This window comes from Marinomonas posidonica IVIA-Po-181, assembly GCF_000214215.1.
Lineage (GTDB): Bacteria > Pseudomonadota > Gammaproteobacteria > Pseudomonadales > Marinomonadaceae > Marinomonas > Marinomonas posidonica.
On sequence record NC_015559.1, the window covers coordinates 3,442,610 to 3,455,134 of the forward strand.

Annotated in this window: 9 protein-coding genes; 6 read left to right on the top strand and 3 right to left on the bottom strand. The window is 43.8% G+C overall.

Going from position 1 to position 12,525, the window contains the following annotated elements:
- Positions 1–2 precede the first annotated feature (2 nt).
- Both MAR181_RS15890 and MAR181_RS15895 read right to left on the bottom strand, forming a co-directional pair.
- Complete coding sequence (locus MAR181_RS15890; RefSeq protein ID WP_013797623.1) at positions 3–3,221, bottom strand: hypothetical protein; 3,219 nt, start codon at positions 3,219–3,221, stop codon at positions 3–5.
- A 15-nt stretch (positions 3,222–3,236) separates the two neighbouring features.
- A complete protein-coding gene (locus tag MAR181_RS15895) occupies positions 3,237–3,833 on the bottom strand; it encodes an RNA polymerase sigma factor (protein ID WP_013797624.1) in 597 nt (198 codons plus the stop codon).
- A gap of 520 nt (positions 3,834–4,353) precedes the next feature.
- On the opposite strand from MAR181_RS15895, the gene MAR181_RS15900 reads away from it, so the two are divergent.
- Positions 4,354–5,394: a DUF4347 domain-containing protein gene (locus tag MAR181_RS15900; RefSeq protein WP_013797625.1), complete on the top strand. Its 1,041-nt coding sequence runs from the start codon at positions 4,354–4,356 to the stop codon at positions 5,392–5,394.
- A gap of 187 nt (positions 5,395–5,581) precedes the next feature.
- Here MAR181_RS15900 and MAR181_RS15905 read toward each other — a convergent pair whose 3' ends face one another.
- Positions 5,582–6,448 carry a LysR family transcriptional regulator gene (locus tag MAR181_RS15905; protein ID WP_144011262.1) on the bottom strand — a complete coding sequence of 289 codons (867 nt, stop codon included), beginning with the start codon at positions 6,446–6,448 and terminating at the stop codon, positions 5,582–5,584.
- 113 nt (positions 6,449–6,561) lie between these two features.
- Here MAR181_RS15905 and MAR181_RS15910 point away from each other — a divergent pair, with 113 nt between their 5' ends.
- From MAR181_RS15910 to MAR181_RS15930, 5 genes are all read left to right on the top strand, one after another.
- Positions 6,562–7,176, top strand: coding sequence for a glutathione S-transferase family protein (locus tag MAR181_RS15910; RefSeq protein WP_013797627.1), 615 nt, complete (start codon positions 6,562–6,564; stop codon positions 7,174–7,176).
- Between the two features lie 504 nt (positions 7,177–7,680).
- On the top strand, positions 7,681–9,300 hold the full coding sequence (locus MAR181_RS15915) for a methyl-accepting chemotaxis protein (protein WP_013797628.1): 1,620 nt from the start codon (positions 7,681–7,683) through the stop codon (positions 9,298–9,300).
- 368 nt (positions 9,301–9,668) lie between these two features.
- Entirely contained in the window at positions 9,669–10,478 is an 810-nt protein-coding gene (locus tag MAR181_RS15920; RefSeq protein ID WP_013797629.1) for an ABC transporter ATP-binding protein, read from the top strand.
- 3 nt (positions 10,479–10,481) lie between these two features.
- Complete coding sequence (locus MAR181_RS15925) at positions 10,482–11,462, top strand: ABC transporter substrate-binding protein (protein ID WP_013797630.1); 981 nt, start codon at positions 10,482–10,484, stop codon at positions 11,460–11,462.
- Complete coding sequence (locus MAR181_RS15930) at positions 11,459–12,517, top strand: FecCD family ABC transporter permease (protein ID WP_013797631.1); 1,059 nt, start codon at positions 11,459–11,461, stop codon at positions 12,515–12,517. Before MAR181_RS15925 ends, MAR181_RS15930 begins: the two co-directional genes overlap by 4 nt.
- The last annotated feature ends 8 nt before the right edge of the window (positions 12,518–12,525 follow it).

Sequence of the window (12,525 nt, forward strand, 5' to 3'; positions counted from 1 at the left end):
GTTTATTCCTCCCTACCTAATGGATGAACGCTACCTTGATCAAATGAGGGTAGAGTATCTGATGAATCTAGTATCATCATGGAAGTTGGAATTTCTGTTTGCCATTGTTGAATATCCTTTCGTGTATTTTTTTGTATCAAGAAATCTTTCCAGTTACTCACTAGATAATGTTCAGAAACAAAAACCGGGGTACGTTCAGCCTGGCCTAACCAAAACAGCCCTTCTGATTTCAGGTAGTAAATAACAGGGAGGGTATAGGCGGGTACAATCGGTACAATAATTCTGGCAGCACCCGCTGCAATAAAGGCTGAGAGGTTGTTAGCAGAGTCTTCTGTAGTCTGACGCTTCTGTTCAAGCTTGAGCCAATCTGGACGCTCACTATCATCTGGGCCAAAATAATCAGGATAATAGGCGATAGTCATATCTCCCCAACTTAGCGCGCAGTCGAAAAATGGAATGAGTTGAAAATTAATAACATCTCCATACCAAGCGGATTCCGATGGATTGGCAATTTCTGTTTGTTGACTAAACAACTTAATGAGTAATTGAATCCCCTGCTGCTTTAGCTGCTGCTCCTGAAAGCCCAGACCACTGCTGTCCCGTTTTTTAGGAAGCAATGTGTCGATTTGTGCTTCGATCGCCTCCATATAATGGGCCTTGTCTCTGAGGTAAGCCGCCATGATGGCGTCAAAGGTTTTCCTTTGCCATTCGATGTAGATATCTGTCTTGTCATTAAGTTGGCAAGTGAGGGTTAGTGTTACTGCATACTCGACCGCAGTAGTAATTACTGCAACGGGTAACGAAGCTCCAGGATCTCTTTGATAAATAATTGAGGCATGAGCAGGGCTTGGATCGCTAAGACTTTGAGTATGATCGCCAATCAATAAATCCAATGTGACAGCACTGGCCCCTTCAGGAAGAAGATAGGCATAGGCAATATCAAGGCTCTTGGCCTCATATTGATCCGGTACTTTTAATGTAGTGGTAGTCAGTGGAGGATTTCCTATCAAGGTCTGGCTGACTGTCACCTCTGCTGCTGGTGGAGCTTTGATATTCTCGGCCAAGTATTCATTTGATAATGGCAAATAGTTACTGCGGGTTATGTCTGCCGGAGAATTAATTGGTGTTGTCGCATTAGGATCGTAAGGCGCTATAGGTAAATGCAAGTTTCGGTCGAAGAGACCATTCTGCCGATCAATAAAATTAGCGGCGGGGGAAGGTAAAATCATCTCTACCATCAACCGCTCTCCTTCATAGTACAAATGTGTGCTAAAAACTTCGCTAATCCAGCGATATAACCCTGTCAAATGAGATTGACCATTCACATTTTCGTAGCGATGCATTTGACTGCTAGATTGCATGGAATTAGTCAGTTTATGGCGGCGTTGATCAACACTACTCTCCAGTTTATCGACAAATTGACGCTCTACTGAGCGTGCAAATTCTTGCGCATCAGACACATAGTTAAAAGGGCTTGATTCTGTACCGCTGTAATCCCCAGGGAGCTCAAAATAATCGCCACTTAGCGTCACATTCAACCCAGAACTATCGTACTGCTGTTGGATGTTTTCGAAAGTTTTTTTGATTCCAAGCAAAGGCGAAAGTTCTGATTGCCCGTCCAGACGTTCTTCTATATTTGTTTTATCTTGAGAGTGTGATCCGATGGTATGAGCTGAAATCGATTCTTGCACAGATGAAGTGGCAATTTCACGAGTTTGTCCACGCATAACATTTTCAACATAAGCCAGCTTTCCTGATCGGTAGCACATAAGCCTATGTTCCAACATCATGAGTTCGGCAAGGCCTAACAGCTTTAGGTAGGGAGTTTCTGTGCCGCTATCGATATCATCACTGTCTGCTTGGTCGCTTGAGTGTATGTCTGTGGTGTTGGTTAAAGGAACAGGAAATATTGTCGCATCAAGCAAAATGTTGGCACTAAGTACCGCTTTAATACTATGTTCGTCTGTCAATAAATCCGCTTCGTTTGCTTCTATTTCCGCCGCATGACAGACCATCAGGGCCGCAATGATTGCTGATTGTTGAGCCGGTTGGCAATTTAGTACCAGTAGAGCAGTCAAGCTGTCCTGTAGACGAGACTTTTGTTCGGCGTATTGGCTTTGAGAAACAAACTTATTAGCTGGTATTTGGAGAAGTTCATTCAGACCTGAAGCTAAATCTTTTGGGCTAGACGCTAAAAACACATCAATTTCAGGGGCGATAAGACGGTTGAATGGTGTTGGCATGCCCGTTATTTCTTTGACACATTGCCCTGCATAAGGGGCTTTATTTGTGATAAAAGTCGCTGCTTCAGTCTGCATATTCTTCCGAGCATTACTACCTGTGCGCTTACTTGCTAAAGCCGATTGAAAGGCATTTTTGTTGGTGATCGAAATAAACTGTTTATGAATATCTACTTTAGAAGGCAAGCGAATGGCTTTTGGATAACTGAAGCAACTACAACATCGCGGTTCTGAGACATGATGATTTTTATACATAGAGCTGCTTTCTTGAGGAGAGGTATTCGAACAGGGTTGACCAATCACAATGGTATCTGGTGCTGTAGTGTGTGTATCTGGGGTATTGGCTAACCACTTAGCCAATAGGTGATGGATAGTTTGTTTGCTATTGGTGTCATAGGGAACCGTCGCAGCTAATGTTGCACGACCATCAGCTCCGATACGTTGAGTAACAGAACATTCCAAATCTTCATTGGGTGTAGGCAAACTTGTTACCCAACGCGAGAGGGAAGGAGAAAGCTTCGCAGTCCCAACCTCAGTACCTTCATAAAACAAGGTAGTGGTCGATTCCATACAAGCTTTTTTGGCTCCCTCTACCCACCAATCTGCCCGCCATCCATGATTAAGATCCTTGCTACCATTGGTTGCATCGCAAGGCGTAGAATCGTTACAAATCAGCCAATGGTGGATATCTTTAGTACGTTCGCGAGCCTCTCCAAACCTAGCTTGTATAAACAACTTGATCACATCTCCATAAATAAGCTCGACCGTACCGCTGACCGTCTGCTGAGTACCTTTAATGTTGAAAGTATCACATTTATTGCTAGGACTAAGGTGACAATGTTGTTTCCCTCCCTCAAACTCCAGAACAAGGTCAGCGTTGATCATTCCGTCGATAAGTTCCGACGTCCAAACGACATAAAGACCCTGCTCCTGCCATGTACCTGAATCTGATTGAGAGTTGTTCATTATTGTATTCGCCATACCTTTATTCCTTTTTCAAAAGAAAAATGCGTTGCTGCCCTCAGTATGAACATGCATCGCCAGAGAGTGTCGTAATGTGGCTCTTGCCTCTTGCAAGCGCTTTCGTGCATTGCTGTGACTAATATCTAGTTCAGTAGTGATTTCTTTGTAGCTGTAGCCCCAGAGCAGTCGCCTTATGGCAACCTCAAATTGTTTTGGTGGCAAGCAGTGCAAAGCAACACAAATATCTTTGTATATCTGCTGCCCTGACATAATTTCGGCGGGGGACTCTTCCCGCGGAGCCTGAAAAAATGCATCTATTTCAATGTACTCATGACGTTGTGAATAAAGTTGATTTTTTCTGTAAATATCAATGCAATAATTTCGGATAATGGCACATAACCATCGCTCTAGATCATTTTCTTCTTCTAATTTTTGTTTATTGGCTATCAGGGTGTAATACAACTTTATTTTAACCTGACTACAAAAATCCTCTGTGTCCTCCTGAGTGTAGGTGTATTTTTTGCAGATCCGATAAATAGATAAATCATTACTTTCTATCATTCTCCAAATGCTTTCTGAATATTGATTAGATGACTTTTGCGATCCTTTCTTATAAACCATGAGCTCCATCAACATATTTCCTTATTTCAATATCAGCTTAAAAGTAGAAGTTCGATAAAAGAAACTACACCTATTGAAAAGAGACGAATTCCGTTGAGTTTTTGTGAGTAATTTTTTCCAAAGAAAAATCGCTATCAGGGGGAAATAGTCGGTATAACTTGTAAGAACGTATAAATGAACTGCCTACAACATCTATGAAAATCAATCTCTTAAAAGAATAAAATGTATTGAATAGAGGAAAGAAAGAAGAAAATAACTTTGTCAAAAGTGATGAAGGATATTAATAAAAAACAAACATATTCATATTAAAAAATGATCACAAAAAAAATTATTTTCGTTATATGACTATGTTAATCAAAATTTTCAAACCGGAAATTAAATTGATTAACCATTTATTTCAAGGATTATCTTTATTTCCCATAAACACCATTATTACCTTAACTCAAGAAATTAAGATTATTTTTGGTGCTATTAAAACTGGTTAATTTAGCATGATTATTTATCACCCATTAAATAAGGAAATGTATATATGAAACATAATTTTTCGGATGTAATTAGTGCACTAGGTGAATTTGTTCAGGTTGTAGAATATAACATTAATCGATCAGATAAGAGCGGCAGTGAAGAAAAGCCAACGACAAAAGCAGGAGTCATAATCACCAGTGAAGGCCTAACAAAAACAGAGAATAGCTCTCTAAATACCTTAACCATTGCAGCAACAATAGACAGTAGCAGAGATGACAATGGCTTCCTCGCAAACATGATGTCGACGTATCAATCGGCATCCAATACAGGCGATAGAATAGGGTCTGATGATACATCCCAACAAGCCTTTACTAACTTGCGGGATATTCACGGGGATGTGTCTATCATTGTTGGGCATGGGGCATCTGGAGTTATTGGAACAGGAGATGGTGACAGTAGCGGAACAATCGAGCAATATATGGAAGCAAGCAACCGAACTACTTGGGAGCCTTATGCCAGAGATGGGGTAAATGGGAAGAGTTTGGTGCTTTTTGGCTGTAATGTTGCAGAAGGACAGGTTGGAGCCGATTTTTTGCAAATGGTTGCCAATACTGTCAATAAGCCGGTTAGTGGTTGGACAGGAACTGTATGGGCCGATGGCACATCCGTAACAGCAGATGGCTCATTTCTTACAGCCTCACCTGGCAGTACTCTTAAAGCAAAACCTAGCGTGGTGAAACATATGTCTGATCCAAATAAACAGAGCTTTAAAATTAAATCGGGCGGCCAGTATCAGGACGTTGACTTGAACGCCGTAAAAAGCGTGCATGTTTCTGTTATTACAAAGGGGCCAGGATGTGTAACCAAAAATAGAGAGTTCCTAGGAGAAAAAGCAGCAGAAATATTAAGGGAAATCGATTTTGATCATCCTCGTATTGAAACTACCAAAAAACCAGGCGCGAAAGTAACCGCTCAATTGTCGGTCAAATATGATAATGCCATACGGGCTTTTAATATCTTGGGAACATCTTTATTACAGGATACCTATTGCCCAAGCCACTATTATTATATCTCTCAGAAATTGGAAAATATTTTTGTAGAGTAGTTCTATAAACGGCAACCTGTTTGAAATCCCCCCAATAGTTGGATATGCAACATTGGGGGGTCTTACAGTCAGCTGCCGTCGTAAACACTTCAAATGGCCCAGAAAAGTCTAGAACTTCCGCCAATTCATAAAGATAAATGCCGATTTTAATAGGTTTCATAGTTTCCCTCGCAACTTTGCCTCATGACTAGGATTGTAACTTGGCGATCACCTCTTCGATCCACTTTACGGTCAACCATTCCGGTGCGGAAGCAGAGCGAGTAAAAGCAATTTCAATGCTCGGTAAACTGGGTAAGATATCACTCTCAATCACCTCTAACTGATCACTGACACTAACACTGGCAATGGCTGAAATAGCCTTTTCCGCCACCAGCAAGCTTTCGATTAAGGCCAAATTCGAGGTCACACAATATAGATGATAATCCACGCCTTTCTTTTGCAAACCATCAATCGCACTGGAATGAAATTTACACCCAGGCTCATACATGGCCAAGTTCAATGGCGACAAAGACGCTTGCCAATCAAAGCCTTTCTTGGCCACCCAGACGCCTTTATCCTGATATAAGGCCAAACCTTCATCGCTGCCTGGTGTTCGTGTTACTAAAGCCAGATCGACCTCGCCTTTGTCCATGAATTCTCGAAGCTCAATGGACGTCCCCGTGCGAATGCGAAATCTGAGTCCAGGGGCGGTCTCTTCCATGGTTGTCATAATCAATGGCAATAAATTAGCAACATAATCATTGGGGCAACCAAGGTGAATCAAGGCGCCTTGTTGCGGACCTTTCAATGACATTAATGCCTGTTCTTGTAGCTGTAAAATTCGCCTAGCGTAATGCACTAAACGCTGTCCATCTTCCGTCAACACTTGCTCTCGGCCTTGTTTCACAAACAATTGGGCTCCCGCCTGCTCTTCTAAGCGCTTCATCTGCATACTAATGGCAGATGGCGTGCGAAAGGTTTGCATCGCGGCCCGCTGAAAGCTGCCATGATCCACAATCGCCACTAGGGTTTTCAGTAATTCCGTATCCACCGCATGCCTCTGTTTGGATTCCATTGACTAGATTCATCAAAATGGCTTAACAGTGCCATCAATTAAATTCGCTTTTCATCACCTTGGCTTACCGCCATGATGATCACATCCTCTTTTTGCCCTGTCGGAGTACTACCATGATATTGCACGATTTTTTGCCTTCTGGAAACGGTTATAAAATTCGTCTAACTTGCGCCAAACTTGGTCTTTATTATCAACTAAAAGAATACGATATTACCCAAGGAGACACTCGCACAGAAGCGTTTCTCGCCCTCAGTCCGAATGGTAAAATACCCGTACTTGAACTCGATGATGGACACTGTCTGAGCGAAAGCAACTCAATCCTGTTATACCTTGCTGAAGCCCATCAATCTGATCTATTGCCAAACGATCCTCTCGACAAAGCAGAAGTAACTAAATGGTTATTCTGGGAACAATACAGTCATGAACCTAACATTGCCTCAGTACGTTTTTGGTTGACCCATAACGCCATGACAGAATTAAAAGAAAAAATGCTGCCGGAGCGTATTCAACAAGGTCATGCCGCACTCACATTGATGGATGATCAACTATCAAAGCAGGATTTTTTAGCGGGTAATCGTCTCACGCTTGCCGACATTTGCTTATTCGCTTATACCCATGTTGCGGAAGAAGGCGGTGCTTACCAGCTGTCTGATTACCCCAATGTGCAGCGCTGGATACAAGACATTCAAGCGCAAAACTGGTTTATTCCTATTACTCATAGGCAATAAAGACCACCTAATCAAACTCAGTTATTCGTTTAAGGAAGGTACGAACAAGTCCACTGATTACGGCAACGTGCTCCTCGGCAACCGCTCCTGCATTGCCCTACTACACCACATCCTTGTGGTTATGCGTTACTCTAATCCCCTACATCCATGTAGGGGTCAGCGTGTGGATCATTATCTATTATTCGTGGCAAGTTTCGCCGTTCAATATTGAACATATTGGCAACCCGCTTAACGACCGAGCAACGCCCCCTCTGACTGATGAAGGCTCTTATGTTAAAAAACACAGTGCTTCGTCAGTCTTCTCCCCCTCTTCAACAACTCTGTACCTAACTGGTCAGATAAAAAAAGTTACAATTTTTTTTTGCACATACACAATAAAGTGCCACTGTTAAATAAGCGCTATTGTCTTTTCGTGAAGTTTTGAATGTTGTAGACCGTTGTATAGCAAGGAAGTTATTCTATCCTATAAATTAAATTTATGGTTTCACATTCAAGGAATACTCCATGTCACTATTTCAAACCATTCGAGGTCGCTATACCTTTGCATTTGGCGGACTGGCCGTCACATTTTTAGTCGTCGTTATTGCGGCGCAAAGTCTAGTTAACTACTTACAAAACAACATGGGGAAATATGCCTCTGGCTCTTCCCTTATCCAAAATGCCGATCGAGATTTATATCAATCACGTCTCGCCTTAGCCTCATTAGTATTCTCTAAACACGGCGTAGATGTCGCAGAACAAGAAAGCATCGTGCTTGAGAACGCTCAACAAGCCTATGATCGTATGAAGTCCTTCCAAACCATGACCAAGGACCTGGATGAAATACGAGACTTATTGATCAACTTCGAAGATCAATATCAAACATGGCATCAACAGGTTGAGTTCATCATCACACTCACCAAACAATACCAATATGATCGTGCCATTGTGAAACTCACAGGGGAAAATCAGACCAGCTTTACCCAACTCCGCAATTTATACGATCAATCGGAAGAACGCATCAGTGAAGTGGCCGCTAAAGAACTAGAGAGCATCCACGCATACACTGAGAACTTTAAACTGTCCGTGGCCATTTTAGCCGTCTTGGTGTTAATTTTGAGCGTTTCCCTTGCTTGGTTTGCACCACGAAACATTTCCCGTTCAATTAAAAGAGTGACCTATGGAGTGCATGAAATCAGCGCCGGAGACGGAGATTTAACACGCCGTATCAACAGCACTAAAAAAGACGAAACGGGCGAATTAAGTCGAGAACTGGACCTTTTTGTCGGCAGACTTGGTGGCATTATTGGTGAAGTTCGAAATGGCTGTGAGCACATTCGTGAAGAAATGGTTGGGCTCGGCACCTCAGCCCAAGAATCTGCTAAACTCAGCGAGCGCCAGCACCAATCATTGGACTTTGTGGTCACCGCGGTCGAAGAAATGGGCGGCGCAACCAGAGAAGTCGCACAAAATGCCGCCCAGACGGTCGATGAGGTTCAGGAATTAAATCGCTCCGCCGACCAAGGAGTAGAACAACTCACAAATGCAATCAATCAACTGGATTCCTTAGCCAAGCAAATTCAAGGGGCCGCGTCTGTAATTGACCAACTCTCTACTCGATCCGATCGCATTGCATCAGTATTGGATGTCATCTTAGGCATTTCTGAACAAACCAACTTACTGGCACTTAATGCCGCTATTGAAGCCGCTAGAGCAGGAGAACAGGGTCGAGGGTTTGCCGTGGTAGCCGATGAAGTGCGAGAGCTGGCCAGCAAGACACAAGCCTCGACCGAGGACATCCAAGGTATGATCAACGATTTGCAAACGGGTGTCAGCAGTGCCGTAAACGTCATCAGTGAAAGTGTTGAAATGGCAGGATCCAGTGCCAGCCTCTCCCATCAAACCATGGAAGCCATTAATACGGTCAAGCAATCGGCTGATCGCATTTACGACTTTACCACTCAAACCGCCAGCGCAACCGAGCAGCAAAGTAAGGTCACGGATGAAATTAATGAAAACTTATCCGCTCTGTCTGAAATGTCCAAAGATGTCATGGAAGTTTCAAAACGGATCAGTCATTCCGTTAATGAAACACTTGCTAACTCCAATGAATTATCAAACAGGGTCAAACGCTTTATCGTGTAACCCATCAATAATAGCGTACGACATGGAAAGTCACACGCTATGAGCGTTAATGTCATCCGCCCCGCCCTACCTTATTCTGATCAGTATCTAATCACTTCATGGAAAGATGAGACATTATCAATTAAATCCGCTTGTTCCGACTATTTCAGAGGTCTATAGTCTGGGGAAGGTGCGAACAAGTCCTCTTGCCTCGGCAATTGCTCCTCGGCAACCACTCCTGCGTTGCCCTACTATTCGTACCTTCCCTGGCCAAACTGTACATACCCTATCGATTCTATATTAGACTTAGCGTATTATGTTACGGTATAACAATTTTAACAGAGCCTATCTGCTTGACTAAGACAATAGCAATACCATCGCACCTCTCCATGACAGACCTATTTAAAAGTTGTCATCCTGCCAGTTTAGCGCTATCAAACATCAGCTGGGCACATTCAACGACTCAACGTCCTTTTTTACACAACCTAGATCTGCAAATTGAATCCGGTGAAATGCTGGCGGTAGTCGGACCCAATGGCTCAGGCAAAACCAGCTTATTGCGCTGTCTATACCGCATGAACAAACCCGATCAAGGTAAGGTAACCCTTGATGGTCAAGATATCTGGTCGCTTTCAGCTGCGCAATGCGCAAAGCGTATTGCGACTGTGCTTCAAGACACTGGCACTGTACTCGGATTAAGTGTCTTTGAAATGGTTGAAATTGGTTTAACACCAAACTCTTTAAGCTGGAAACGCACTCAAAAAGACACCCTGATGGTGGAAAGTGCACTACTGGCATTGGATGTACTGCATCTCAGCCATCGAACTTTTGACACCTTATCTGGCGGTGAAAAACAACGGGTTATGATTGCGCGTGCATTGGCGCAACAGCCAGATGTATTGGTCTTAGATGAGCCAACCAACCACCTTGATATTCGACACCAACTTGAAGTACTCGAATTGCTGTCGACTCTACCCTGTACCATTGTAGTGTCCTTGCATGACCTTTCTCTCGCAGCCACCTACGCCGACCGAGTCTTGATCATGCAGTCCGGCCAAATCGTTGACTGCGCGCCACCATTAGAAGCCTTTACCCAAGCTCGCATACGACAAGTGTTCTCTGTGGAAAGTGTCACTCACTCGCAACCACAGAGCCTACGGCCCAGCTTTTCATTTTATTTAGAGACAACCGAGGACTAAGTGATGACCAAAACCCATCCAAAAAACATATGTTCCAACGCACTCATTAGCACCAGTTTTTCATTGGCTTTATTCTCTCTACCCGCTCAAGCACATGACTACCCCGTTACCGTTCAAAGTTGCGACCGCCAAGTCACATTCGAACAAGCCCCCAAAGCCGCTGTCTCAAACGACGTTAACCTCACCGAAATGATGTTAGCCCTCAAGTTACAAGATCACATGGTCGGCTTTACCGGTGTATCTGGTTGGAAAACCCTCGACCCTAAATTGCGCAAAGACATTGGCCAACTGCCTGAACTTTCTGCCAAGTACCCAACCAAGGAAGTCTTATTAGGCGCGGACGCGGATTTCTATTTTGCCGGTTGGAATTATGGCATGCGGGTTGGCGGTGGCGTGACGCCGCAGACCCTAGCGCCGTTAGGCATCAAGGTATATGAATTAACAGAGAGCTGTATTCATATTATGGACAAGCCAAAAGTGTCAATGAAAGACATGTACTTAGATTTGCTCAATTTAGGGAGAATTTTTAACGTTGAAGAACGAGCAAAAGAACTTGTCTCCAACTATCAAGAGGAATTAGCCGATTTTCAAGCATCTTTACCGCCGCTGACCAAGCCTATCAAAGCCTTCGTTTATGACTCTGGAGAAGAGCAACCTTTCACATCAGGGCGTTTTGGTATGCCTTCTGCGCTCATACAAGCCGCAGGAGGCGATAACATCTTGGACGATGTGGCGAAAAGTTGGACACAAGTCGGCTGGGAATCAGTCATTGACCGTGCCCCTGATGTCATCATCATTGTTAACTATGGCCAGGTAACCGCTGAGCAAAAAATTCAATTTATGCGCTCTAATCCAGCGTTTAAAAACATTCCTGCGGTAAAAAATAATCAATTTGTGGTGTTAGAGTATGTTGAAGCCACCCCAGGCCCACGCAACATTGACGCGGTAAAGCGCCTCGCGAAAGCCTTTAGAGCAGCTCAATGAAACTAGAATCAAGCGTTAAAACCTCACATTACGCCATTCCAATGCCATGGTTAATTCTGCTGTTAACAAGCCTATTGATTTTTCTAATGGGCTTAGCCATCAGCCTAGGCTCTGTATCAATCGCGCAATCAACCGTTTGGCACATATTGGCTCACAAGCTCTCTCTTACCGATATGACTTCATATTGGTCGATGGGCAGAGAGAACATTGTGTGGCAAGTACGCTTACCGAGAACCCTCTTGGCTGGGATGGTTGGTGCCGCCCTTGCCGTGGTCGGCGCCGCTTTGCAATCTGTCACTCGTAACCCCTTAGCTGACCCTCATTTACTGGGTTTTTCCTCCGGTGCCGCATTAGGGGCCATCATTGCTCTTTTGCATACTGGAATGATCTTAGGGGTCATGACAGTGCCTATCTTTGCTTTTGGCGGGGCTTTATTTGGCATTTTCTTGGTGCTAAGTGTGGCCAACTTTTCCGCATCATACAGTGCTGGTAGGCTGATATTATCAGGGGTGGCGGTTGCTTTTATGTTAACCGCATTGGGGAATATGTTTATCTTCTTAGGTGATCATCGAGCCGCTCATACCGCAATATTTTGGATGCTAGGTGGACTTGGATTAGCACAATGGGGACAACTCTGGTTTCCTCTTATTGCCCTGCTATTAGGTTCCTCTTATCTGATTCACAAAGCCCGTTATCTCAATGCCATGATGCTTGGCGATGAAAGTGCCAGCACGTTAGGCATTCCCGTTCGTCGATTTCGTCTAACGGTCATCATCGTCTGCGCGCTATTAACTGGGGCGGCGGTGGCCTTTGCCGGTGTTATTGGCTTTGTTGGTCTAATGGTGCCTCATATCGTGCGCCTCTTGGTGGGGGGAGATTATCGAAAATTGCTCCCGCTTTGTGCTCTCATTGGTGCTATTTTTCTGGTGATGGCAGACATTGCCTCACGTACCATCATGCCTCCAGAAAACATGCCCATTGGCACTTTAACCGGATTAGCAGGTGGCATTGCCTTTGTCTTACTAATGCGTCAAAAACGTCATGTGGCCTTGTAAAAGTATCA

Excerpts from the sequence above, each read along its gene's own strand:
- MAR181_RS15890 (WP_013797623.1), bottom strand. The coding sequence starts at position 3,221 with ATGGCGAATACAATAATGAACAACTCTCAATCAGATTCAGGTACATGG.
- MAR181_RS15895 (WP_013797624.1), bottom strand. The coding sequence starts at position 3,833 with ATGGAGCTCATGGTTTATAAGAAAGGATCGCAAAAGTCATCTAATCAA.
- MAR181_RS15900 (WP_013797625.1), top strand. The coding sequence starts at position 4,354 with ATGAAACATAATTTTTCGGATGTAATTAGTGCACTAGGTGAATTTGTT.
- MAR181_RS15905 (WP_144011262.1), bottom strand. The coding sequence starts at position 6,448 with ATGGAATCCAAACAGAGGCATGCGGTGGATACGGAATTACTGAAAACC.
- MAR181_RS15910 (WP_013797627.1), top strand. The coding sequence starts at position 6,562 with ATGATATTGCACGATTTTTTGCCTTCTGGAAACGGTTATAAAATTCGT.
- MAR181_RS15915 (WP_013797628.1), top strand. The coding sequence starts at position 7,681 with ATGTCACTATTTCAAACCATTCGAGGTCGCTATACCTTTGCATTTGGC.
- MAR181_RS15920 (WP_013797629.1), top strand. The coding sequence starts at position 9,669 with ATGACAGACCTATTTAAAAGTTGTCATCCTGCCAGTTTAGCGCTATCA.
- MAR181_RS15925 (WP_013797630.1), top strand. The coding sequence starts at position 10,482 with ATGACCAAAACCCATCCAAAAAACATATGTTCCAACGCACTCATTAGC.
- MAR181_RS15930 (WP_013797631.1), top strand. The coding sequence starts at position 11,459 with ATGAAACTAGAATCAAGCGTTAAAACCTCACATTACGCCATTCCAATG.